Below are 24,701 nucleotides of genomic sequence, written 5' to 3' on the forward strand. Positions count from 1 at the left end.
TCGTGGGTCACTGGTCCTCCTCACCCCTCAGCCGCCGTGAGAGATAGACGGCCAGCAGGATCGCGATGACCGCGACCATCGCCAGCCCCATCGCGGCCGCGTAACCGAACTGGCCGTACCGGAAGGCCTCCTCGTACGCGAACAGCATCGGCAGCCGGGTGCGGCCGCCGGGGCCGCCGTCGGTCAGCACGAAGACCAGCGCGAAGGAGTTGAAGTTCCAGATGAAGTTGAGCGCGGAGATCGCCAGGGCGACCGGCTTGATCGCGGGCCAGGTGACCGTACGGAACCGCCGCCAGGCCCCGGCTCCGTCCATCGCGGCGGCCTCGTGCAGTTCACGGGGCACGTTCTGCAGTCCGGCGAGGAGCGTGACGGTGGTCTGCGGCATACCCGCCCAGATGCCCACGACGATCACGGCGAGCAGCGCGGTGGCCGTACCGCTCAGCCAGTCCCGGCCCTCGTCCGGACCGAGTCCGAGGCTGCGCAGCGTCTCGTTCAGGACACCCGCGTCCGGGTGGTAGACCAGCCGCCACATGATGCCCACGACCACCTCCGGCATCGCCCACGGGATGATCGCCAGCGCGCGGGCCAGCCAGCGCAGCCGCAGGTCCTGGCCGAGCAGCAGCGCCAGCCCGAGGCCGAGGAAGAACTGCGGGACCGTGACACCCAGCGCCCACACCAGCCCGACCCGGAACGAGTCCCAGAAGAGGGCGTCCTGGAGCAGGTCGGAGAAGTTGAGCAGCCCGACCCACCGGGTGGCCTGCGTACGCCCCGACTGCGCGTCGGTGAACGCCAGCCCGATGCCGTACAGCAACGGCCCCACGCTCAGCACCAGGATCGGGATCAGCGCGGGCAGCACCAGGAACCACGTCCCATGGCCGCGCCCCGGCACCGCCCCCTTCCTTCGCACCCCTTTCGTCACCTTCGTAAACGTACGTCCCTGTCCCCGTCCGGGACCGTCTCGCCCCAACGCGACTCCCCCGCATCTGCGCACCCCGGACGGCACTGCCGACCGCGAACGTTTCCACCCAGGACGGCTGCGACCACCACGAACGGGCCGCGCGTCCCCGGGCGGAACGGGGCAGGCGGCCGCCGTCATCGTCGTGACGGCGGTCGGCGCAGTCAAGCACCCGGCCACGGGGTTCCGGCCCGAAGCGGAGCGGACCACGTCCCCACCCCCCCCTACTCCCCCGGCTCCCGCTGCTCCCCCGGCTCCCCCTGCTCCCCCCTCAGCTCTCCGTCCCGATCCGCACGGCCCGGCAGCGCGGGGACCTGCGAGACTGATACCGATCACGCACCGCAGGAGGCGCCCCGATGACCGCACCGAGCACCACCCCGTTCACGGAGGCGCACGCCCGGGGTGTCCTGGCCGCGGCCGGACGGCCCGGTGACGCCGCCGACGCCCGGCTGCTGTCGCTCGGCGAGAACGCGGTCTTCGCCACCGGCGGCAACGGCCCGGTCGTACGGATCGGGCGCAGCGCCGAACTGCTGGAGCGCGCCGAGCGGGAGCTACGCGTCGCGGTCTGGCTGGCGGACCAGGGCGTGCCGGCCGTCCGCGCGGCCGAGCCGTCGGCCCGTCTGGTGGACGGGCATCCGGTCACGCTCTGGGAGCGGCTGCCCGATCCCGTGTGCCCCGCCGAACCGGCCGATCTGGCCGCCCTGCTGCGCCTGGTGCACGCGCTGCCGGAACCGCCGTTCGCCCTCCCGCGGCGTGAGCTGCTGGGGGGTGTGGAGCGCTGGCTGCGGCTGGCCGGCGACGCGGTCTCGGCGCGGGACGCCGAGTATCTGCGGGGCCGCCGCGACGCGTTCGCCGCTGCCGCCACCGCGCTGGAACCGCATCTGCCGCGCGGCCCCGTCCACGGTGACGCGCTGACCCGTAATGTCCATGTGGGCCCCGACGGCCCGGTCCTGGTCGACCTCGAAACCTTCTCCTCCGATCTGCGGGAACACGACCTCGTCGTGATGGCTCTCAGCCGCGACCGCTACGGCCTGTCCGCCGCGGCGTACGACACGTTCGTGCGGATCTACGGCTGGGACGTACGCGACTGGGAGGGCTGCGCGGTGCTGCGCGGCTCCCGGGAGACGGCCAGTTGCGCCTGGGTCTCCCAGCACGCTCCCGGCAACCCCGCCGCTCTCAAGGAGTTCCGCCGCCGCATCGCGTCTCTGCGCGAGGGCGACACCACCGTGCGCTGGTACCCCTTCTGACGCCGCCCCCTTCTGACGCCGCCCCTTCCAGGAGGGCGCCCCCTTCCGGGAGGGTCCTTGCCGCCCCTAAACGGTGCCCCGCGCGGCCGGCGTCTGCCCCGGCAGGTCCGGCAGGTCCGGCTCCAGGTCACCCTCCGGGGCTTCCCGCGTCCGCTGGTACGGAATGAGCGGCCAGGCCGCCTCGACTATCGCCGCCGGGTCACCGGAGCGGCGCAGATACTGCTGGAACGAGGCGGCCTGGTCGGCTGCCGCCTTCTCCTGGAGGGCGTGCAGCGCGGCGAGTGCCGTCCCGGCCACCGCCGGATGCCGCTCGCCGATCCGGCGCGCCACTCCGGCCGCCGCCACGGCGTCCGCACCGGCTTCGTGCGCGGCGTCCAGCGGGACGCCGTAGTGGTGGCAGAGGGCCTGCAGGGTCCGCTTGCCCTTGCGGTAGCGGTCCACGTGCTTGTCCAGCACCAGCGGGTCGATGACCGGGGCGGGCCGACGGCCGAGCCGCTCGGCCAGGGTCGGCAGGCCGTACCGGCGGCATTCGCGGTCCAGCAGCGAGAGGTCGTACCGCGCGTTCATCACCACGAGCGGGAGGCCCGCTTCCAGTGCCGCGGCGAGCGCGGTGGTGATCTCCTCGACCCCCGCCGCCGCTGCCTGGCCGTGTGCCCGCACATGAGCGGTCGTCATGCCGTGTATGGCCGCCGCCTCCGCGGGGACCGGCACGCCGGGGTCGAGCAGCCAGGTCTCCCGCACGGCCTCGCGGCCGTCCGCGTCCAGCCTTATCAGCGCGGCGGTGACGATGCGGTCCTGCTCGACGTCCGTGCCGGTGGTCTCCAAGTCGAAGCTGACGAGCAGCTCCTGATGCCAGCCCATGACGGCCTCCTTCGGTGTTGCTTCCCCCGTGTTCCCCTACTCTCCCACGCGGCACTGACAACGCCCCGGTGCCTGCCTTCCCCGACGATGCCGCCCCAGACTGCGAGAGGATTCCCATGGGTGAGAACAAACAGCTCATGCTGGCCGGTGACTGGTACATCCCCGACGACCCCGAGCTGCTCGCGGACACCGTCCGCCGCATCGAACTCTGCGCCGCTTACAACCGGACCGGCCCCGGCGGACCGCGCACCGCCGAGCGCCACGCGATCCTGCGCGACCTGTTCGGCTCGGTGGGCGAGGACGTACGCATCCGGCCGCCCTTCAACTGCGACTTCGGTTACCGCATCCGCGTCGGCGCCCGTACGTTCGTCAACTTCAACGCGGTCTTCCTGGACGCCGGGCCGATCACCATCGGCGCAGACGTACAGATCGGGCCGAACGTGCAGCTGCTGACCCCGACCCACGAGCTCGACGCGGCCCGGCGCCGGGCCGGGTGGGAAAAGGCCGAGCCGGTGACCATCGGCGACAACGTCTGGCTCGGCGGCGGGGTCATCGTCTGCCCTGGAGTGAGCGTCGGCGCGGACACGGTGGTCGGCGCCGGTGCCGTGGTCACCAAGGACCTGCCGAACGGCGTCCTGGCGGTCGGCAACCCGGCCCGGGTGGTCCGCCGGCTGACCTGACCCCGCCCGCACCCCCCGCCTCTCACGACACCGGCCGCGAATCCGCCCACACGTTCTCGAACTCCTCCCGGTACGTCTCGAAGAGGCCGTGGTCGTCGTCGCCCCGGTCCGCCTCCTGGCGCAGCACGTCGCGGCCCCCGCCGCGCAGGACGAGGACGGGGGACTCCATGCCCCGGCTCCGCCGCAGGTACGTCTGGACGACGGCCACGCCGTCCGGGCCGTCCCCGTCCACCAGATAGGCGGTGAAGCGGGGGGTCTCGTCGAAGACCTGGATCTCGAACGCGCCGGGGTCGCGCAGCCGGGCCCGTACCCGCCGCATGTGCAGGATGTTCATTTCGATGGACCGGCTCATTTCGCCCTTCTTGAGCCCGAGTTCCCGCTCGCGCCGCCGGACGGCGCTGCTGGCGGGGTTGAGGAAGAGCAGCCGGACGCGGCAGCCGGACTCCGCGAGGCGGACCATGCGGCGGCCGGAGTAGCTCTGCACGAGGAGGTTGAGGCCGATGCCGATGGCGTCCAGGCGGCGGGCGCCGCCGAAGAGGTCCTCGGCGGGCAGCTGCCGCTGGAGGCGCACCCGGTCGGTGTGGACGCCGACGACGTCCGCGTACCGGTCGCCGACGAGGTCCTCGACGGCGTCGATGGGCAGCCGCCCCGCGGTGCGGGTGCCGATACCGGAGCCGAGTATCTCCAGCAGCCGGGCGGAGGCTCTCTCCGCCTGGGCGAGGACGGTGCCGGTCAGGGCGCGGTTGCGGGAGACGATGTTACGGGCCACCTCCAGCTCGTCGAGGGCCAGCTCCACCTCCCGCCGGTCGTCGAAGTACGGCTCGAAGCAGGGCCAGTGCTGCACCATCAGCTCGCGCAGCTGCGGGAGGGTCAGGAAGCTGAGGATGTTGTCGTCGGCGGGGTCGAGGAGATAGCCCTTGCGGCGGCTGACCTCGCGGACCGCGACCGCCCGCTGGACCCATTCCTGGCCGGTGGGCCCGGCGGCGGCGATGACCCATTCGTCACCGTGCACCGGTTCGTAGATGGGGCACAGCACGGCCGCCACGACGGCCCGCAGCCGCTGTTCGACGAGATTCAGCCAGATGTAGGCGCGCCCGGCCCGCCGGGCGCGGGTGCGCACCTCGCTCCAGGCCTCGGCGCCCCAGTCCAGCTCCGCGCCGATCTCCATCGGCCGGGCCAGGGACACCGCCCCGGGCGGGGCGTCGACGGAGCCGCCCTCATGTCCCTCATGACTGTCCTGGCCGTCATGGCCGTCGTCACCAGGGGGCAACTCCAGCCCGCCCGAGCTCACCTGCGCACCGCCTTCCGAACCCCCGTGCCAACGATCAAGGCAGACTACTGCGGGTCCGGGAGGCGATGCAGCAGGATGGATCGAGTCTCCGGCCAACTGCCCTTATTCGGTGTGACCGTTGTGCCCGGAAAGCTCGGGCGGAGTGAGCGGATTCATAGCGGTGACGTCCCGCGGGGCGAGCTGGAAGCCCTGCCAGTGGACCGGCATGGGCTCCTGGTCCTCGTCCCGGGCTATGTGGTGGTAGCCGATGTTGACCCACGCGATCGGGTGGCGGAGCTGCTGTCCGTTGACCCACCGGTCGACGCTGTCGCCGGCGCCGGCTCCGCAGTTCATCAGGTTGTTGCTGGCGAACTGCTCGCACTTGTTGTATTCGGTGAAGTACACGTCGTGCCGGGTGTAGCCGCGTCCGGTGTACTTGCTGGAACGACCGGGGACGATCTCGTACGACCGCGGATGACCGTCCTTGTTCTTGCCGATGTTGCTGACCACCCGCCACCAGCGGGTCGGCCCGGCGTCCCCGGCGAGTTCCTTGGCCACCGGTGTCCGGACGGTCTTCGTCCTGGGGGTCTTCCCGCCGCCCTGCGCGGTGGTCGTCGAGTCGAACTGCTCGACCCGGTTGGCCGACGAACCGTCCAGGCCGAAGTTCAGCCGCCAGAAGACGTTGTGGCTGTGGCTGGTGGCGTAGTCCTTGGCGCCCTTGCCGATCGGCCAGCCACGGCCGTCGCCCGCGTCGTAGTCGGCGGGCGAGAGCGTGCCGGTGGCGCCGACCTGCATGTTCATCGTGCCGTCCGCGGAGAAGCGCCATTCGACGATGTACTCGTACCACCCGGTCTTGTTCACCGTGTAGACGAGCAGGTCCTTGCCCTGGATCTGCTGGATCTTGGAGGTCTCGCCGGGGTAGCGGCCCAGGCGGTAGGCGTGGCCGCGGGCGCGCGTGGTGACGCACAGACCGTTGACGTTCGGGTGCTCGGGGTCCCAGGCGCCCGGCACCTTGACCGACTTGATGGTGCCGCCGGGACACTCCCCCGGGTCCAGCGTCTGGAGCCCCTGGGCGAAGCCCTGCCCGGTCAGGTCGTCGTACTCCATGCCCCCGTCGTCGTACGGGACGTGGATCTGCGCCAGTTTCGCGGTGGTCAGCACCTGGATCGGGCGGGGCTCGCTCCTGGGCTGATAGGAGACGTTGTCAAGGACCAGCCCGGCGTTCGCCTCGTAGTGCCAGCACATGCGCCAAGTGGTGCCGCCTTCGAGGGTCTGCGTGATGCTGTACGGGGTACTGCACCCTGCGGCGGTGGGCGCGGGCGGGGGCGCGGCCTGGGCGGCCGGTCCGGTCATCAGTGCGGCCGTACCGAGCAGCAGCGGCGCGGCGAGCAGTGCGGCGCGCCGGACCCGGGCACGGTGGGTACGGACGGGGGTACGGACAGGGACACGGGCACGGCCGTGGTCGACGCGGGCGCGGCGGAAGGGTCTTTCGTGCATGGAAACGCTCCTGTACGACAGTGATACGGAAGCTACGGAGTACGCGGGTGGTGCGGGGTGCACGGGTACGGCCGGGTGCACCGGTTCGGCCGGGTGCGCTGGTTCGGCCGGATGCGCGCGTACGGCCGGATGCGCGGGCGGCCCGGCCCGGCCGGGCGGCTCAGTCCAGCCGGGCGACCGTGCGGGCGCTCAGGTCGACCACATAGCGCCGGGTGTCGATCCACTGGCCGTTGCGCACCTTCGTGAAGAGCCGGACGCAGCGGTGCTCACCGCAGGCGCGCAGCCGTTCCGGAGCCGGTCCCTCCGCCGCCCCCCGATAGACAAAACCCGTCACGGCCAGCTGGCCGGGGCCGGTCAGCTCCTTGCCGGTGGCGTGTTCGTAGTCCTTCCGCAGCCCGTCCCCCTCGGGCGCGGCGATCAGCAGTCCGGCCGCCGTCTCGCTCTCGGCACGGTTGGGCGGCGGCTGCACACCGTGCCTGCTGTCCGTCTTCTCCACCTTCCCGGTGCCGAGATTGACGGTCTTGGTCACGTACGCGTCGGACCGGTAGTCGTAGAACGACACGTTCGCCCGGCGCGGCGGGTCGGCGAGGCCGGTCTCATCCGGGCCCAGCTCGGCGAGATCGGTGGTCAGCCGCTCCGGCCCCGCCCTGCCCTTGACGTCCTCGGTCGCGCCGCGGAACGTACGGGGCGCCGCGAGGTCCTGGGCCCGCGCGACCTCGTCATCCGTGAGCGGGTCCCGGCCGATGCCCTGGCCCCCCTCCGCGGGAGCGCGCTCGACCACGCCCGGCCGTATCTGCTGCGACTGGCCCGATCTCGCCTCCGGTCCCTCGGCCGCGGCGGTCCGGCTCCCCCCGTCGGCTGCCCCCGCGTCCCCTGGCAGGGTCGCCGCGACCATCGCGGCGGTACCCGCCAGTGCCACGGCCGCGCCCGCCACCAGCTTCCCCAGGTGGCGGTGCATCATGTTGCGCACTGTTCCCCCCTGCTGCCTCATGGTGCTCTGCACATATCGGTCGTCCTGTACGACGATCCGATTTCGCTGCGGGTTGCCCGCCTTTCGGGGCAGATCGCGCGAAAAACCAGCCGTATTGGGCACGTTGAGACGGGAGACGAGCGCAGCACCGTACGCAGCAATCGAACACGGCGACGCATGACCGACGTGATGCCTCAAGGCGTCGCGGCGCCCATCGAGGAAGTGGAAGAGTCGACGTATGCAGGTCTGGCCGGGACAGACGTATCCCCTGGGTGCCACGTACGACGGTGCGGGCACCAACTTCGCGGTGTACTCCGAGACGGCGGAACGCGTCGAGCTGTCACTGCTGCACGACGACGGCTCGGAGACCGCCGTCGAACTGCGGGAGACCGACGCGTTCGTACGGCACGCCTACCTCCCCGGGATCATGCCGGGGCAGCGGTACGGTTTCCGGGTGCACGGCCGCTACGAGCCGGAGCGCGGTGACCGGCACAACTCCGCCAAGCTGCTGCTGGACCCGTACGCGAAGGCCGTCAGCGGCAGCATCGACTGGGACGAGGCGGTGTACGGCTACCACTTCGGCAAGCCGGACAGCCGCAACGACCTCGACTCGGCGCCGCACACGATGTCGTCCGTCGTGATCAACCCGTACTTCGACTGGGGCGACGACCGCCCGCCACGCACCGACTACCACGAGACGGTGCTCTACGAGGCGCACGTCAAGGGCCTGACCATGCTCCACCCCGACCTGCCGGACGACCTGCGCGGCAGCTACGCGGCGCTGGCGCACCCCGCGGTCATCGATCATCTGACCGGGCTGGGGGTCACGGCCCTGGAGCTGATGCCGGTCCACCAGTTCGTGCACGACCACCGGCTGGTGGACGCCGGGCTGGCGAACTACTGGGGCTACAACACCATCGGCTTCTTCTCCCCGCACAACGCGTACGCCTCCTGGGGCGACCGCGGGCAGCAGGTACTGGAGTTCAAATCGGCGGTGCGGGCACTGCACGAGGCCGGCATCGAGGTCATCCTCGACGTCGTCTACAACCACACGGCGGAGGGCAACCACCTGGGTCCGACGCTGTCCTTCCGCGGCCTGGACAACGTCTCCTACTACCGGCTGGCCGACGACCCCCGCTACTACACGGACACCACGGGCACCGGGAACTCCCTGCTGATGCGCAGCCCGCACGTCCTCCAGCTCATCATGGACTCGCTGCGTTACTGGGTGCAGGACATGCGGGTGGACGGGTTCCGCTTCGACCTGGCGGCGACGCTGGCCCGGCAGTTCCACGAGGTGGACCGGCTGTCCTCGTTCTTCGACCTGGTGCAGCAGGACCCGGTGGTCAGCCAGGTCAAGCTGATCGCCGAGCCGTGGGACGTGGGCGAGGGCGGCTACCAGGTGGGCAACTTCCCGCCGCTGTGGACGGAGTGGAACGGCAAGTTCCGCGACACCGTACGGGACCTGTGGCGCGGCGAGCCGCGTACCCTCGCCGAGTTCGGTTCCAGGCTGACCGGCTCCTCCGACCTCTACCAGGGCGACGGGCGGCGCCCGCTGGCCTCCGTCAACTTCGTCACCTGCCACGACGGCTTCACCCTGCGCGACCTGGTCAGCTACGACAACAAGCACAACGAGGCCAACGGCGAGGACAACCAGGACGGCGAGAGCTTCAACCGGTCCTGGAACTGCGGCGCCGAGGGGCCCGCGGACGACCCCGCGGTCCGGGAGCTGCGGGCCCGCCAGATGCGCAACTTCATCGCCACGCTGCTGCTGTCGCAGGGCGTGCCGATGCTCAGCCACGGCGACGAATTCGGGCGCACCCAGCGCGGCAACAACAACGCGTACTGCCAGGACAACGAGCTGGCGTGGGTGCGCTGGCCGGGCACGGGCGCAACCGCCGGGCGGGGCGGGGAGGACGCCGGGGAGCAGGCCGCCGGGCGGGGCGGGCAGGACACCGGGGAACGGGCCGCCGAGCGGGGCGGGCAGGACCCCCGGGAGCAGGCCGGGGAGCAGACCGGGAAAGAGACCGGGGAAGTCACCTCGGAGACCGCCGAGGAGACCGTCGAGGAGACTGCCGGGAAGACCGTCGAGGAGGGCTTCGACGAGGACGGCCGGGAACCGGCGGCCGTCCGCGACGAGGACCGGGAGCTGCTCGCCTTCGTCCGGCAGATGGTGTGGCTGCGGCGCGACCACCCGGTCTTCCGGCGGCGGCGCTTCTTCCACGGCCGTCCCATGGAGGGCACCCACGACGAGCTGTCCGACATCGCCTGGTTCACCGCGGAGGGCGAGGAGATGCAGCAGCGGGACTGGCAGGCGGCGCACGCCAAGTCGCTGACGGTCTTCCTGAACGGCAGCGCGATCACCGAGCCGGGCCCGCGCGGCGAGCGGATCACCGACGACTCCTTCCTGCTGATGTTCAACGCGCACGCGGACGACCGGGACTTCACCGTGCCGGTCGACCACGGCCGCCAGTGGCAGGCGGTCGTGGACACCGCCCACCCGGATGCCGTCGCCGACGGCGGCGGCATCAAGGCCCAGGCCGGCGACCGGATCACCCTCCTCGGCCGCAGCATGCTGGTGCTTCAGCGCCCGGCTTAGGGCCTGTCGTCTCCCTGAGGCGGCAGTCCGCCCCGGGCCGGGGTCCGCGGCCGCCGTGTGGCCGGGGGCGGCCGGTCCGGGTACGTCATGGGCTGGGGGCCGGGCTCCGCCATTGCGGTGGTTCCCGACGGTTCCGTACGGCCGGCCCGGGTGGCCGTACGGCGTACTCCGTGTGGTCGTCCGCGGGCGGGGCCGGTCCGATCGGGTGTCCATACGGGGGCGGGCGACGGCGACGGCATTGCGGCCGTCCCGCCCCGTACGCACCAGTGGGCGGAGACGTTGCGCCGCGATGCGGTCGCCCGGCTGGGGGCGGGCCGCCCCGAGGGACGGCCCGGTGCGTGCGGAGGTCATCGGACGGCGCTGTCCGGCGGGGTCGCCGGGGCCCGTACGGACCGTACGTACGCAGCGTTCCGGCGCCACGGCGTCCCGGGCCGGATGACACAACAAGCCGTCCGGCGGGTACGGGTGTTCCCATGACGGCCGATTCCAGTGCGCCACCCACCGCCACTGCGCCCCCCACCGCAACGTACCGGCTCCAGCTCCAGCCGGACCTGCCCTTCGCCGCGGCCGAGAAGGCCGTGCCGTACCTCGGCGCGCTGGGCGTCTCGCACCTCCACCTCTCCCCCGTCCTGGAGGCGGCGCCCGGGTCCACGCACGGCTACGACGTGGTGGACCACTCGGCGGTACGGGCCGAGCTGGGCGGCGAGGAGGGCCTGCGGGCGCTGGCCGCGACGGCCGCCGCGCACGGCCTGCGGCTGGTGGTGGACATCGTGCCCAACCACATGGCCGTCCCGGCGCCGGAGTCGCTCAACGCCCCGCTGTGGGCGGTGCTGCGGGACGGTCCCGCGTCCCCGTACGCCCGCTGGTTCGACATCGACTGGGACGGCGGACACGGCGGGCGGGTGCTGCTGCCGGTGCTGGGCGGGCGCCTGGGCGACGAGCTGGGGAATCTCCGGGTCGACGGCGACGTGCTGCGCTACCACGACCACGTCTTCCCCGTCAGGCCCGGCACCGAGCAGCTGCCGCTGCCCCGCCTGCTGGACGCGCAGTGGTACCGCCTCGCCTGGTGGCGGCTGGCCCGCAGCGAGATCAACTACCGGCGGTTCTTCACCATTTCGGAGCTGATCGGGGTGCGGGCCGAGGACCCCGGGGTCTTCGAGGCCACGCACGGCACGCTGCTGCGGCTGCTCCGCGAAGGGGTCGTCGACGGGCTGCGCATCGACCACCCGGACGGCCTGGCCGCCCCCGGCGACTACCTCGCCCGGCTGCACACCGCCACCGGCGGCCGCTGGACGGTGACCGAGAAGATCCTGACCGGCCGGGAACACCTGCCGCGCGGCTGGAAGTGCGCGGGCACCACCGGCTACGACGCGCTGCGGCACCTGGACGGCCTGTTCGTCTGCCCGCTCGGCTCCGGCCGGCTCTTCACCGTCTACCGGGACTTCGTCGCCCCCCTCGCGGACGCGGGCGGCGACTGGGAGGAAACGGTACGCCGCGCCGCCTACGAGGTCGTCACCCACGACCTCGCCGCAGAAGTCGAACGGCTGGTCCGCACCGCCGGACGGATCAGCGACCGGGCCTCCCACCAGGGCGACCACGCGCCCTGGGCGCTGCGCACCGCCGTCCGGGAACTTCTGGTCCGGCTGCCCGTCTACCGCCCGTACGCCACCGACGGCGCCGGGGCACGCGACCCGCGGCGCGGCGAGCAGGACGCGGCGATGCTGGCCGAGGCGGCCGCGCGGGCGCGTACGGTCTTCCGCGCGCCGGAAGAGGCACTCGCGGTGGACCTGGTACGCGACCTCGCGCTCGGCCTGCTCGGGGACGGCCCGGACTGCGCGGACTTCTGCGCGCGCTTCGCCCAGACGTCGTCCGCGCTGCGCGCCAAGTCCGTGGAGGACACCGCCTTCTACCGCTATGTGCCGCTGCTGTCGGCCTGTGAGGTCGGTGCCGACCCGGGCGCGCCCACGGTGGGCGTGGACACCTTCCACGCGTACTGCGCCCGCATCCAGCGGGACTGGCCGCTGACCGCGACGGTGCTCTCCACGCACGACACCAAGCGCAGCGCCGACGTCCGGGCGCGGATCGCCGTCCTGTCCGAATGCCCGGACCGGTGGCGGGAACTGCTGCGCCGGGTGTCCGCCGGACCGGCCGGAGGCGAGGGGCCGCAGCCGCCGGACCAGCACCTGGCGTGGGTGGCCTGGCAGACCGCCTTCGGCCTGGGCAAGCCGTCCGCCGAACGGCTGATCCCGTCGGTGCTGAAGGCCGTACGCGAGGCCGGGCTGCACACGTCCTGGACGGATCAGGACGCCGGTTACGAGGAGGCGGCCGGCGACTTCCTGCGCGCCGGTCCGTGCGGACCGGCGGCGTCCTCACTGACCGAACTGGCCACCGCACTGGCCCCGTACATCCGCGCCAACGTACTCAGCGCGGCACTGCTCCACCTGACGATGCCCGGCGTACCCGACCTGTACCAGGGCACCGAGACCGAGTACAACGCCCTGGTCGACCCCGACAACCGCCGCCCGCCGCGACTGCGCGCGGACCTGCTCACCGAGCTGGACGGCGGTACGGCACCGCAGGACCTGAACGCGGAGAAGCTGCTGCTGACCGCGACGGCCCTGCGCCTGCGGCGGTCCCGCCCCGCGTGGTTCGGCGTCCAGGGGACGTACACACCGCTGCACGCCGACGGCACGGCGGCCGGCCACTGCCTGGCCTTCGCCCGCGCCGGGCGGGCGGTCACGGTGGCCACCCGGCTCTCCCTCCGACTGGCCGAGGACGGCGGCTGGCGCGACACGGAACTGTCCCTCCCGGGCACGGGCACGGGCTGGCGCGAACTGCTCACCGGCCGGGAAGTGCCGGGCCCGGTGGTGTGTCTGCGTGAACTGCTGGGGCAGTACCCGGTGGCACTGCTGGTCGCGAAGGACTGACGGGGCGGGCGCGGACGGGGCCGGTGCGGGGACCGCTTCGGTTGGGACGACCCCGCTCCCGGCATGTCCGGAGCGCGCGCCGGGAAATGGAGTTGCGTCGTCCCGGCCGTACGGTCACCATCGGCGCGTACGACCCGCACCCCGCGCGCTCGGACGTCCCGTGCGCGCCCCGCGCCACAAGCAGGAGCAACGGAATGCGCCGAAACCTCGGAACTACTCAGCGCCCTTACCGGACGACAGTTCTCGAGGTCTCGACCACCCATGCACACCCTGAACATCGGCATTCTGGCCCACGTCGACGCGGGTAAGACCAGCCTGACCGAGCGGCTCCTGTACGCGACCGGCACCATCGACCGCCTCGGCAGCGTGGACGCCGGGGACACCCGTACCGACACCGGTGCCATCGAGCGCGAGCGCGGCATCACGATCCGGTCCGCGGTCGCCTCCTTCACCGCGGGAGACGTCCAGGTCAATCTCATCGACACCCCCGGGCACTCCGACTTCATCGCCGAGGTGGAGCGCGCCCTGGGCGTGCTGGACGGTGCCGTGCTGCTCCTGTCCGCCGTCGAAGGCGTACAGGCGCGTACGCGTGTCCTGATGAAGACGCTGCGGCGGCTGCGGCTGCCCACCCTCCTGTTCGTCAACAAGATCGACCGGGCGGGCGCGCGGACCGACGCGCTGGTGGCGGACATCCGCCGCGCCCTGGCGCCGCACGTCGTCCCGATGACCGCCGTGCACGACCCCGGCACCCCGGACGCGCGGACGGCGCCACTCTGCGCGCGGACTCCCGCCGTACGGGCCCGGCTGACCGAACTCCTCGCCGACGCCGACGAGCGGATCCTCGCCCGCGCCGTGGACGGCCCGCCGCCCACCCCGGACGAGCTGCGGGCCGCGCTGGCCGCCCGTACCGCGGACGGCTCGGTGCATCCGCTGTACTTCGGTTCGGCGATCGGCGGGCAGGGCGTCGGCGCGCTCGTCGACGGCATGACGCGGCTGATCCCGCCCGTGCCCGGTACCCCGGACGCGCCGCCGCGCGGCACGGTCTTCGCCGTCCAGCGCGAGCCCGGCGGCGGCAAGAGCGCCTATCTGCGGCTCTACGACGGCGCGTTGCGGCCGCGCGGGCAGATCACCCTGCACCGGCGGGAGCCGGACGGCACGGCCGGCCGCGTCGAAGGGCGGATCACCGCGCTGGAGGTCGTGGGACGGCCGCCGGGTGACCGGGAGCCGCTGACGGCGGGCAACATCGCGGTGCTGCGCGGCCTGCCCGGCGTCCGCGTCGGCGACCGGCTGGGCGGCGAAGCGCCCGGCGCGCACCAGGAGGGCGACGGCGCGCTGTTCTCCCGTCCGACCCTGGAGACCCTGGTGCGCGCCCGGCGTCCGGCCGAAGCCGCCCGCCTGCACGCCGCGCTGCTGCTCCTGGCGGAGCAGGACCCGCTCATCCACGCCCGGCCCGCCGCCGCGGGCGCCACCTCGGTCCTCCTCTACGGAGAGGTCCAGAAGGAGATCATCGCGGCGACGCTCCTCCAGGACCACGGCATCGCGGCGGACTTCGAGCCGAGCCGGGTGGTGTGCGTGGAGCGGCTCCTGGGCACCGGCGAGGCGTACGAGGAGATCACCGGACGCGATCACGTCGGCTGGTGGGCGACGGTCGGTCTGCGCGTCGAGCCGGGCCCCCGGGGCTCCGGCCCGCGGTTCGCGTACGAGACCGAACTCGGCGCGCTGCCGCACGGGTTCCACCAGGCCGTCGAGGACACGGTGTACGCGTCGCTGCGGACCGGGCCGCGGGGCTGGGCGGTCACCGACTGCCGTGTCGTGCTGACCCGTTCCGGTTTCGTGGGCCCGGTCAGCACGGCCGGTGACTTCCGCGGGGTCACCCCGGTCGTCCTGGCGCGCGCCCTGCGCCGGGCCGGGACGCGGGTGTACGAACCGTGCCACTCCTTCGAGGCGGAGGTGCCGCCCGACACGATCGCCCCGGTCACCGCGCAGCTCGCCTCGCTGGGCGCCGAGTTCGACGACACTTCGGAGTCCGGTGGCGCCTGGCTCCTCACCGGCACTCTCCCGGCCCGCCGGGTCCCCGACTTCGAGCGGCGTCTGCCGGGCCTCACCCGTGGCGAGGGCACCTGGTGGTCGCAGCCGTCAGGCCCGGCGGGCGACCGCCCGGCGCCGGAGGGGGCTCCGTACGCCGCCGGGCCCGGCGGGTCCGGGGGTCCGGCCGCGCGGGCGGCTACCCCTCGGTGAGGACGTAGTCGACGCGGCCGAACGCCACGTGGTCGCCGGGGCGGACCAGCACTTCTCCCATCACCCGGCGGCCGTTGACGCAGGTGCCGTTCGTGGAGCCGAGGTCGCGCAGCAGCCAGCCGCCGCCCGCGCTGCGCAGTTCGGCGTGGGCGCGCGAGACGGTGTCGTGGTTCAGGCGGAGGCCGGAGCCGGGGGCGCGGCCTATGAGGAGAGGGAACGGTCCCGGCGCGGGGAGCAGCAGCTTCGGCAGCCGCTCCCTGCGCCAGGCCCTGCGGACCATGATGTTGAACGACGACACCTTGCCCACCGCGCGCAGCACGGCGCCCTCGACCCGGCCGCGGGAGGCCAGGTCGGCGGTGGCCGCGGCGAGTTCGGCGTGCTGGCGGGCGCCGAGCACCAGCTCCAGCCGCCGCAGAAAGGTGTCCTGGGACAGCCGGCCCTGCGCCGCGCCCTCGCGGAGCAGCTCCAAGGCGCGCTCCCGGTCGGCTTCCGACGGGCGTACCGGTCGGGCCGGGAACTCCAGCGATGTCATGCCGGTGATTGTCCGGTGCCCGCGCGCCGGTGTCCAGCCGGGCGAACCGCAGGCGGGGCCCGGCCCGCGGCGGCGAACCGCGCGATAAATCCGTGGCGCGGCGTCCGCGGTCCGGGCTACGATCTGCGCCGGCCCTGGATGACCGGACCTGGATGACCGGCCCCGGCAGACCGGCCCCGGCAGACCGGCCCCGGCAGACCGGCCCTGGCAGAGGAGAGGAGGCGAGAGCCGTGCCGACGTACCCGTTCCCGTGCTCCCGCCCCGTCCGCCGGGCCGTCCTGGGCTGATATCGGCCGGTCGGGAGCGCATCGCATGCCTTCCGAGAGGACCCCATGACCGAGTTGGTCATCCGCGCGCTCACCGAGAGCGACGCGTTTCTGTTCGACACGCTGGACGACCCCACCGCGCACCTCGTCGGCCACCTGCCGTTCGGCCGCCGCTACACGACCTTCGCCCAGGGCGGCCAGTACCGCCCGGAGTGGACGTGGGTCGCACTGCGCGACGGTGTGGTGGTGGCCCGTGCCGCCTGGTGGGCCGGGCCGGACGACGCCCGGCCGGTCGCCCTGGACTGGTTCGATTTCGCGCCGGGCGAGTCGGACGCCGCCGTCCGGCTGCTGCGCGCCGCGCCCCTGCACGCCGAGTACGTGCTGCAACTGCCGCCCGGCTGGCGGGAGCAGCCCGCGGTACGGGACGCCGCCCGCGCCCGTACGGACGCGGCTGCCGCCGCCGGGCTCGTACCGCTCGTCGAACGGTTCCGCTACACCTGGACGCCCGACTGCGGGCTCCCGGAGGCGCCGGGGCGGCTGGTGTTCCGTCCCGAGCCCGACGACGGGGTGATCCTGGACATTCTGCGGCGCGTCGAGACCGGCTCGCTGGACGCCCACGCCCGGCAGGCCATCGCCGAGGGCGGCATCGAGCAGGCCGCCCAGGAGGAGCTGGACTTCTTCCGCTGGTGCCCGTCGCCGCGCGACTGGTGGCGGGTCGCCTGGACGGCCGACCCCGGGCGGGGCGGCGAGGTCGTCGGGCTGCACGTGCCGGCCCGCAACCTCCAGGCACCGGTCATCGGGTTCATCGGCATCGTGCCGGAGCAGCGCGGCCGGGGGTACGGCTACGACCTGCTCGTCGACTGCACCCGGCACCTCGCGGCGTCGGGCGCGGAAAAGATCATCGGCGAAACGGACCAGCCGAACGTCCCGATGGCGGCGGCTTTCGCCAAGGCGGGCTATCCGATGACACAGGAGCGTGCATTCTTCGTCTGAGGACGGGCGGAGCCTTCTCCGTCCGACCGCCGGACGAAGGAGGACTGCCGTGCTCTTCGAGGTGTGGGCGCCGAACGCCGGACAGGTCGCGCTCCAGTTCGCCACGCCCCGCGGCCGGGCCGCGGACGGCGGGGCGCAGGAGGAGGGCGAGGGGTACGCCCTGACGACGGGGCACGCCGCGGTGACGGGGCGTGCCCCCATGGGGCGGGTGCCCGCCGAGCACGTCCCCATGGAGCGCGACCCCGGCCGCGCGGGCTGGTGGCGGGCCGACGCCCCGGCCCGCCACGGGGACCGCTACGGCTTCCGCCTCGACGGCGGTCCGCTCCTGCCCGACCCGCGCTCGGCCCGGCAGCCCGAGGGGCCGGACGGGCCGAGCGCGGTCGTCGAGCACGCCCGGTTCGCCTGGCGGCACGACTGGCCCGGCCGTCCCCTGCCGGGCGCGGTCCTGTACGAGCTGCACACGGGGACGTTCACCGGTGCGGGTACCTTCGACGCGGCCGTCGAACGCCTGCCGCACCTCGCCGCGCTGGGCGTCACCCATCTCGCGCTGATGCCGGTGTGCCCGTTTCCCGGGACGCACGGCTGGGGGTACGAGGGCGTCGCCCCCTGGGCCGTACACGAGCCGTACGGCGGTCCGGACGGGCTCAAGCGCCTGGTCGACGCCGCCCACGGGCACGGCCTGGGCGTCGTCTTGGACGTGGTGCACAACCATCTCGGCCCGTCCGGCAATCATCTGCCCTCCTTCGGGCCGTACTTCACGGAGACCCACCACACGCCGTGGGGCTCCGCGGTGAACCTCGACGCGGCCGGGTCGGACGAGGTCCGTGCGTACTTCATCGAGAGCGCGCTCGCCTGGCTGCGCGACTACCGGATCGACGGCCTGCGCCTCGATGCCGTACATGCCCTGATCGACACCCGGGCCCGCCATTTCCTGGCCGACCTGTCCGCCGCCGTCGACGCCCTCGCCACACACCTGCGGCGCCCGCTGTTCCTGATCGCCGAGTCCGACCTTAACGATCCGCGCACCATCGCCCCGCGCGCGGGCGGCGGGCACGGCCTGCACGCCCAGTGGAACGACGACTTCCATCACAGTCTGCACACCGCGCTGACCGGCGAGTCCCAGGGCTACTACGCCGACTTCGCCCGCGCGCCGCTCGCCGCCCTCGCCAAGACGCTGACCGGCGGCTTCTTCCACGACGGTACGTATTCCAGCTTCCGCGGCCGTCGGCACGGCAGTCCGCTGGACCGGCGTGCCACCGGCGCCCACCGGCTGCTGGCCTATGCCCAGACGCACGACCAGATCGGCAACCGGGCGCTGGGGGACCGGTCGGCCGCCGGTCTCTCCCCCGGTCTCGTCGCCTGCGGGGCCGCGCTGGTGCTGTGTTCGCCGTTCACGCCGATGCTGTTCATGGGCGAGGAGTGGGCGGCCCGTACGCCCTGGCAGTTCTTCACCGATCACACGGACCCGGAGCTGGCCGCGGCGGTACGCGACGGGCGCCGCCGCGAGTTCGCCGAACACGGCTGGCGGGAGTCGGAGATCCCGGACCCGCAGGACCCGGCGACCCGGGACCGCTCCTGTCTGGACTGGTCGGAGCCGGAGCGCGAGCCGCACGCCGCGCTGCTGGCCTGGTACCGCGCCCTGCTCTCGGTGCGGGCGGCGCACCCGTCGCTCACCGATCCGGACATGACGCGGTCCCGGGTCACGTACGACGAGGAGGCCCGCTGGCTGTCCCTGCGGCGCGGCCCGGTGCGGGTGGTGGTGCGTCTCGGCGGGGACGGCACGGGCACGGCCGGGGTGCCGGGCGGGAGCGCGCGGGCGCGGGTGCTGGTGGCGTGGCCGTCCGGGCCGGACGCGGTGGCGGCCGGCCCGGACGGCGTCCTGCGACTGCCGCCCGAGTCGGCCGCGGTGCTGCTGGATCCGGAAGCGCCGCCGGAGCCGGAAGCGGGCTGACGGGCCGCCCGGACGGCGCAGCCGGGGCGCTTCTGGCGGATCAGCGCGCGAACTCCGCCACGAACGTGTCGCAGAACGCCTTGAGGTCGTCCGGCTTGCGGCTGGTGATCAGCGTGTTGGGGCCGCCGGTGCAGACCTTGACCTGCTCGTCCACCCAGGTGCCGCCGGCGTTCTCGATGTCCGTGCGCAGGCTCGGCCAGGACGTCAGCGTACGGTCGCGCACCACGTCCGCCTCGATCAGCGTCCACGGCGCGTGGCAGATCGCCGCCACCGGCTTGCCCGCGTCGAAGAAGCCGCGGGCGAACGCCACGGCCTTCGCGTCCAGCCGCAGCGCGTCCGGGTTGGCGACGCCGCCGGGCAGCACCAGCCCGTCGAAGTCGGCGACCTGTGCCTGGTCCACGGTCTGGTCGACGGGGAAGGTGTCCGCCTTGTCCAGGTGGTGGTACGCCTGGACGCGGCCGGACCCGGTGGAGACCAGCTTCGGGGTGCCGCCCGCGTCGATCACCGCCTGCCACGGTTCGGTCAGCTCGACCTGCTCGATGCCTTCGGGTGCTACGAGAAACGCCACCTGCATGCCGCTCATCCTTTGCGTTCGTCTTGCGTGCGAAGGGGTGTTCCCTTTGCGGTCTGCTTGTCGCATCCCCGGCCGCAAGCGGGTAAAAACGTGCCAAATGGGATGTGATGCGTACCCGGAAAGCGGGTACCGGGATACGTCGCCCCGCAAACGGAGCAACCCGGCTTTGCTGGACCGGCCGTCCACCAGGCCTTCACCTCATAGACACTGTGTCCATGCCTCTTCGTATCACCGACCTCCTCGCCCGGCCCGCGCTGAACCTGTCGGTGACCTACGACGTCCCGGCCGGGCTGCTGGACCGTACCGTCGAGGCCGCCACCGTCTCCGACCTGCTGCACCCGGGGAAGTGGCTGCAGGGCGGCGAGCTGCTGATGACGATCGGCCTGGTGCTGCCGATGGAACCGGCCGCCTGCCGGGCGTACGTCCGCGACGTGACCGAGGGCGGCGCGGCCTGCCTCGCCCTCGGACTCGGCACCGGGCTCCCGCACCAGGAAGCCCCCGCGCCCCTGGTCGACGCCGCACGCGAAGCGGCCCTGCCGCTGCTCACCGTGCCCGACGAGGTGCCCTTCATCGCGGTCACCAAAGCCGTGTTCGACGCGCGCGCCGACGAGCAGCGCACCGTGCTCCAGCGGGCCTTCGCGACACAGCGGCGGCTGACCGCGGCGGCGACGGACAGCGGGCTGCAGCCGACGCTGGAGGAATGGACCGCCGCCACCGGCATCGGCGCCGCGGTGCTCGATCCGCTCGGGCGGCTGCTCGCCACCGGCGGCGGCCGGCCGGCCCCGTCCCCGGCAGCGGCGCGCGACCTCGTCGAACGGGTCGCCGCACGCGGCCTGCGCGGCAGCGCGTCCAGCACGGCCGGCGGCCGCCAGCTGGAGGTGCAGCCCCTCGGCGCCCGGCGGCTGCGCGGCCTGCTGCTGCTCACCGGCAGCCCGGACGCCGCCGCCCGCGCCGTCGTCCCCGGCCTGGTCTCCCTGCTCTCGCTGGAGCTGGAACGCCGCCACCTGATGGACGAACCGGAGCGGCGCCGCAGGTCGGCGCTGCTCGCCGAGCTGCTGTCCGACGAAGAAGGCCCGGCGGGCCGGGCCCGCGACATCCTGGCCGCCGTCGGGCTGCACGACGACCGGGTGCGCGGCGTCGTGGTCGAACCCCCGGCCGCCGGCCCCGCGGACAACGGCCCCCACGACGTCGCCGCCGACCTGGCGCTGGCCGTACCCGGCGGCCTGATCCGGGTCGCGGCGAGCGGGCTCGTCGAGGCCGTGGTGGGCGCGGGCCTGGACGTACGGGACGTGCTCGGCCGGTTCGCGCCCCGCTGCCCGGCCGGTATCGGCCCGCTCGCCCCGCCGGACGCGGTACGGGTCTCGCTGCGGCAGGCGGCGGGGCTGCTCGGCGTCAGCCGGGCGAGCGGGGTGCCCGAGGAGGCCCGGCAGAGCGCGGCCAGCCGACTGCTCCTGGACCTCGGTGACCGCCGTACGCTGCACGGTTACGCCGACGCCGTGCTCGGCCCGCTCGATCTCGCCGACCACGGCGAGGAGTTGCTGACGACGCTCGCGGCCTGGCTGGAGACCGGCGGCGCGTGGGACGCCACCAGCCGCCGCCTCGGCGTGCACCGGCACACCGTACGCAACCGGCTAGACAAGGCGATGGACCTGACGGGGCGCCGGCTCGACGACCCCGACGACCGTTTCGACCTGTGGCTGGCCACCCGCATCCGGCGCGGCGGCGACGTACCGTCGGGCGGCGCGGCACGGCCCTGACGACCGCCCCGGCGCCCGCGTGCGGACACAGGTGTGGGCAACAGCCCACCCCCCGGCGTGTCCCCGGCCGGGTCTTCTGTCCTACCGTCAGGTCATGCAGATCCCATGCTCCGAAGGAGACCGCACCGCCGAGGCCGACCGCGCAGGGTCCGCGCCGGGCAAGCTGATGGCCATTGCCGACCTGCACATCCGCTACGAGGAGAACCGCGCGATCGTCGAGCGGCTGCGCCCCGCGTCGGACGCCGACTGGCTGCTGGTGGCCGGGGACATCGGTGAGTACGTCGCGGACATCCGCTGGGCGCTCACCGTCCTCAGCAGCCGCTTCGCCAAGGTGATCTGGGTACCCGGCAACCACGAGCTGTGGACCCCGTCCAACGACCCCGTGCAGCTGCGCGGCGTCCGGCGCTACGAACACCTGGTGGAGATCTGCCGGGAACTGGGCGTCCTGACCCCCGAGGACCCCTACCCGGTCTGGGAGGGCGAAGGCGGCCCGGCCGTCATCGCCCCGCTCTTCGCCCTGTACGACTACACCTTCCGCCCGCCCGGCACCTACACCAAGGACGCGGCCCTGGCCGTCGCCGAAGAGGCCGGGGTGGTCTGCACCGACGAGTTCTTCCTGCACCCGGACCCGTACCCGACCAGGGAGGCGTGGTGCCGGGCCCGGGTGGCGGCCACCGAGGCCCGGCTCGCCGAGATCCCCACGGACCTGCCCACGGTGCTCGTCAACCACTGGCCGATCGTCCGCGAGCCCACCGAGCCGCTGTGGCACCCCGAGTTCGCCCTGTGGTGCGGCACCACGGCCACCGCCGACTGGCCCCGCCGCTTCCGTGCGGCCAGTGTCGTCTACGGCCACCTGCACATCCCGCGCACCATCGAGGTGGACGGCATCCCGCACGTGGAGGTGTCCCTGGGCTACCCGCGCGAGTGGCGCCGCCGCAAGGCGGCACCGGGACAGCTGGTGCAGATCCTGCCGGCGGTGGCGCGGGCGCCGCAGTTCTGACGAGAGGGCGTCCCAGCCGCCGACATGACCGAGCCGCCGAACTGCGGGCCGCGGGCGAGCCCGGGAGCGCGGCAGCTGCGCATAGTTGCCACGGTAGGAACGAAGTTCCGGAAATCCGCCCGTGGTGCGAAGACTTCTGCTGGGATGGATGCCACACGTTCGGTTGTGATCGCGGGGGCGCACGGTGGGGTTGGAGTTCGGGCACCATCTGGGCCTGTCCGGAGCAGTGTCCGGCCTGCCACTGTCTCCGCTCGTGCCGCGCTATGGGGAGCTCGTCGCTCTGCAGCGCGGCCTCGGCCTGCGGCATCTCGGAGAGGCGTTCACCCCCGACGGGGCCCACCTGGGCGTACTGGACGGGGTGTTCATCTCCCGTCGGCCCCGCGCACGACAGCGGGTCGGTTCCCACGAGCTCCAGCAGGCGTCAGTGCGCACCCCGGACGCAGCACTTCTTCTGCGCGCCTTGGAGTATGTGCACGCCCGCCACCCCGCGGCATTGCGCCAAGTGCTCCTGTACCAGCTGACCGAATTGCTGCAGAACCACCGTCAAGGCGGAGACGCCGCCACGGCCGTCGCACTTGGTGTCGATCCCGGCGAAGCCCGGGCACTGGTCCGAGCGGCCCGTGCCCTTCCCCGCTTGTCACCTGTGCAGCGGGCTGCCGCACAGGGGCTGGAGGACGAGTGGGAACACCGGCGTCTGCACACCGCCGGCCGGCTCGTCCAGGAACTCTCGTGCGCCGCCGGACACGACCCCTGGCTGAACCGGCGCATCCGGCAGGTCACCACGACCCTGCGGCAAACAACGGGGATACTCACTGCCGCGGTCCGGCTGGAGGGCGAGGGAGAGCCGGAAGCGGCCGGTCGCCTCTATCTGTCCGCCGCGCGGCTGGCCTGCGACGATCCCGACGCGCTGCGCGGTCTCGTCCGCACCTGCCCCGGTGTGGCGGCCACCGGCCCGCCGACTGCCCGGCTCGGAACGGACTCGGTGACCCTGACCTGGCACACCACCTCGGACGTACGGGCGTGGCGGGTCGTCCGGTTCACCGCCCCGGAGGAGTCACCGGTCGTACTTGCCGACACGGCGGACGGTTGCTACGAAGACCGCCGGCCACCGCTCGGCAGCGAGGTCTGCTACGCGATCCTGCCGATGCGCGACCAGCTCATCGACGGCCCGCCCCTGGTGTCCGTACGCTTCCTCGCCACCCCGGAAGTGGCAGGTCTGCGGCTCACCGAGGGACCGGAGCGCCTTGCCGCCACCTGGGCCCGCCCGCCCGGAGCCACCGCTGTCAGCGCCATGCTGACCGGGCCGGGCGGGCGGACTGCCGAGGCCGACACACACGACGAGGGCTTCACCGCCCGGACGCTGCCCCCCGGCACGTACCGGGCCCGGGTCAGCTGCCACTACCGTTCGGCAGCGGGCCAAGACGTCCGTTCCCCCGGCATCGAGGTCCGGCACACGGTCCGCCCCTGGCCGGATCCCTTACGGTCGCTGGCCGCCGCCGCGCAGAGCGGTGGTGTGCGCTTCACCTGGTCCGGCGGGGCAGGCGCCGACGTGCGCCTGGTCGAATGGCCCGGTGCCGCTCCGGAACCGGGTGCGGGCTTCATCCCCTCGTCCCGTGTGCTGCCCGAACCGCTGGCCTGGCCGTCCGCCGAGGGGAACGCCGGGGTACTGCTGCCACCGGTCGGCACCGCCCGGGTGACCGCCGTGGCGGTGCTTGGCGACCGAGCCGTGGCCGGGCCGAGCATCCGCATCGAGGTGCCGCCTCCGGTGACCGGGTTCCACGCGGCACGCACCACTGGCGGACTGGCCCGGGTCACCTTCGACTGGCCCGAGGACACCGGCCGGGTCACGGTGGTCCGGGAACAGGACGGGTGCCGTGACGCGTACCCGGTCACCCGCAGCGTGTTCCTGCGCGAAGGGCTGCGCATTCCCGTCGGCCCGTCGGCCGTACATCTGAGTGCGGTCGCCGAAGCCCGCGCGGCGGATACGACGGTGGTCCGCACCGCCGGTGCCGAGGTGGTGCTCGGCGCGGACATCGCCATCGCCTACCGGATCGTGCCCAGGCCGCGCCGTCCGCTGCGCCGGAGGTCCGCCACCGTACGGGTCACACTGACCTGCCCCGACGGTGAAGCCGTCACCGACCTGCCGGAATTCGTCCTGGTGGCACGCGGGGGCACACGGGATCCGGTCCGTCCGGCCCACCCCGCCGACGGTGCCACCGTACTGCAGGTGAGCGGCGAGGAACTGCGCACCGCCGGCGCCGTGGAACGCGAGCTGCCTGCCGGAGACCGGCCCCCGTTCGCCCTGCGCGGCTTCCTGCTCGGCGGCAACGCCACCTCCGTACGTCTCGACGAACCCTCTCCCGCAACTCTGGTGGTCCGCTGAC

17 protein-coding genes are annotated in these 24,701 nt (G+C 73.3%); 10 read left to right on the forward strand and 7 right to left on the reverse strand.

Translation table 11 applies throughout. The features are described from left to right. Positions 1-7 precede the first annotated feature (7 nt). Positions 8-907 carry a carbohydrate ABC transporter permease gene (locus tag A6A06_RS26935; protein ID WP_242440952.1) on the reverse strand — a complete coding sequence of 300 codons (900 nt, stop codon included), beginning with the start codon at positions 905-907 and terminating at the stop codon, positions 8-10. A 404-nt stretch (positions 908-1,311) separates the two neighbouring features. Here A6A06_RS26935 and A6A06_RS26940 point away from each other — a divergent pair, with 404 nt between their 5' ends. Further along, a complete protein-coding gene (locus A6A06_RS26940) occupies positions 1,312-2,202 on the forward strand; it encodes an aminoglycoside phosphotransferase family protein (RefSeq protein ID WP_073764110.1) in 891 nt (296 codons plus the stop codon). 66 nt (positions 2,203-2,268) lie between these two features. Here the strand turns inward: A6A06_RS26940 and A6A06_RS26945 are convergent, their stop codons facing one another. Next, positions 2,269-3,063, reverse strand: coding sequence for an exonuclease domain-containing protein (locus A6A06_RS26945; protein ID WP_242440953.1), 795 nt, complete (start codon positions 3,061-3,063; stop codon positions 2,269-2,271). A 116-nt stretch (positions 3,064-3,179) separates the two neighbouring features. Between A6A06_RS26945 and A6A06_RS26950 the strand changes: the two genes are divergently transcribed. Then, positions 3,180-3,743: a sugar O-acetyltransferase gene (locus tag A6A06_RS26950; protein ID WP_073764112.1), complete on the forward strand. Its 564-nt coding sequence runs from the start codon at positions 3,180-3,182 to the stop codon at positions 3,741-3,743. A gap of 22 nt (positions 3,744-3,765) precedes the next feature. On the opposite strand, the gene A6A06_RS26955 is transcribed toward A6A06_RS26950, so the two are convergent. From A6A06_RS26955 to A6A06_RS26965, 3 genes are all read right to left on the reverse strand, one after another. Continuing rightward, entirely contained in the window at positions 3,766-5,034 is a 1,269-nt protein-coding gene (locus A6A06_RS26955) for an SAV2148 family HEPN domain-containing protein (protein ID WP_073764114.1), read from the reverse strand. 102 nt (positions 5,035-5,136) lie between these two features. Next, positions 5,137-6,510 carry a copper amine oxidase gene (locus tag A6A06_RS26960; protein ID WP_443333783.1) on the reverse strand — a complete coding sequence of 458 codons (1,374 nt, stop codon included), beginning with the start codon at positions 6,508-6,510 and terminating at the stop codon, positions 5,137-5,139. Positions 6,511-6,670: 160 nt separating this feature from the next. After that, a complete protein-coding gene (locus A6A06_RS26965; RefSeq protein WP_079194362.1) occupies positions 6,671-7,480 on the reverse strand; it encodes a Tat pathway signal sequence domain protein in 810 nt (269 codons plus the stop codon). Between the two features lie 238 nt (positions 7,481-7,718). On the opposite strand from A6A06_RS26965, the gene glgX reads away from it, so the two are divergent. From glgX to otr(A), 3 genes are all read left to right on the forward strand, one after another. Continuing rightward, the gene (gene glgX, locus A6A06_RS26970; RefSeq protein WP_242440954.1) at positions 7,719-10,079 is read left to right on the forward strand and encodes a glycogen debranching protein GlgX; all 2,361 of its coding nucleotides are present in this window, start codon (positions 7,719-7,721) and stop codon (positions 10,077-10,079) included. Positions 10,080-10,552: 473 nt separating this feature from the next. Then, positions 10,553-13,006 (forward strand): malto-oligosyltrehalose synthase, encoded by a 2,454-nt coding sequence (gene treY, locus A6A06_RS26975; protein WP_073764116.1) that lies wholly within the window; start codon positions 10,553-10,555, stop codon positions 13,004-13,006. A gap of 261 nt (positions 13,007-13,267) precedes the next feature. Further along, positions 13,268-15,244 carry a tetracycline resistance ribosomal protection protein Otr(A) gene (gene otr(A), locus A6A06_RS26980; RefSeq protein WP_073764118.1) on the forward strand — a complete coding sequence of 659 codons (1,977 nt, stop codon included), beginning with the start codon at positions 13,268-13,270 and terminating at the stop codon, positions 15,242-15,244. Here otr(A) and A6A06_RS26985 read toward each other — a convergent pair. Then, entirely contained in the window at positions 15,231-15,776 is a 546-nt protein-coding gene (locus A6A06_RS26985; RefSeq protein ID WP_073764120.1) for a DUF1707 and FHA domain-containing protein, read from the reverse strand. The two genes, otr(A) and A6A06_RS26985, sit on opposite strands and share 14 nt — an antisense overlap. A 332-nt stretch (positions 15,777-16,108) precedes the next feature. On the opposite strand from A6A06_RS26985, the gene A6A06_RS26990 reads away from it, so the two are divergent. Then, on the forward strand, positions 16,109-17,035 hold the full coding sequence (locus A6A06_RS26990) for a GNAT family N-acetyltransferase (RefSeq protein WP_073764122.1): 927 nt from the start codon (positions 16,109-16,111) through the stop codon (positions 17,033-17,035). A gap of 49 nt (positions 17,036-17,084) precedes the next feature. Then, positions 17,085-18,986 (forward strand): malto-oligosyltrehalose trehalohydrolase, encoded by a 1,902-nt coding sequence (treZ, locus tag A6A06_RS26995; RefSeq protein WP_443333784.1) that lies wholly within the window; start codon positions 17,085-17,087, stop codon positions 18,984-18,986. 40 nt (positions 18,987-19,026) lie between these two features. On the opposite strand, the gene A6A06_RS27000 is transcribed toward treZ, so the two are convergent. Continuing rightward, positions 19,027-19,560 carry a type 1 glutamine amidotransferase domain-containing protein gene (locus tag A6A06_RS27000; RefSeq protein WP_073764124.1) on the reverse strand — a complete coding sequence of 178 codons (534 nt, stop codon included), beginning with the start codon at positions 19,558-19,560 and terminating at the stop codon, positions 19,027-19,029. A gap of 215 nt (positions 19,561-19,775) precedes the next feature. Here A6A06_RS27000 and A6A06_RS27005 point away from each other — a divergent pair, with 215 nt between their 5' ends. The 3 genes from A6A06_RS27005 to A6A06_RS27015 all read left to right on the forward strand — a co-directional run bounded on the left by A6A06_RS27005 (position 19,776) and on the right by A6A06_RS27015 (position 24,700). Further along, a complete protein-coding gene (locus A6A06_RS27005) occupies positions 19,776-21,317 on the forward strand; it encodes a PucR family transcriptional regulator (protein WP_073764126.1) in 1,542 nt (513 codons plus the stop codon). Positions 21,318-21,411: 94 nt separating this feature from the next. Continuing rightward, positions 21,412-22,317 carry a metallophosphoesterase family protein gene (locus A6A06_RS27010; RefSeq protein ID WP_073764128.1) on the forward strand — a complete coding sequence of 302 codons (906 nt, stop codon included), beginning with the start codon at positions 21,412-21,414 and terminating at the stop codon, positions 22,315-22,317. A 253-nt stretch (positions 22,318-22,570) separates the two neighbouring features. Next, on the forward strand, positions 22,571-24,700 hold the full coding sequence (locus A6A06_RS27015; RefSeq protein ID WP_199931174.1) for a hypothetical protein: 2,130 nt from the start codon (positions 22,571-22,573) through the stop codon (positions 24,698-24,700). Position 24,701: the final 1 nt, after the last annotated feature.

It is taken from the genome of Streptomyces sp. CB02923 (assembly GCF_001905005.1).
Taxonomy (GTDB): Bacteria; Actinomycetota; Actinomycetes; order Streptomycetales; family Streptomycetaceae; genus Streptomyces.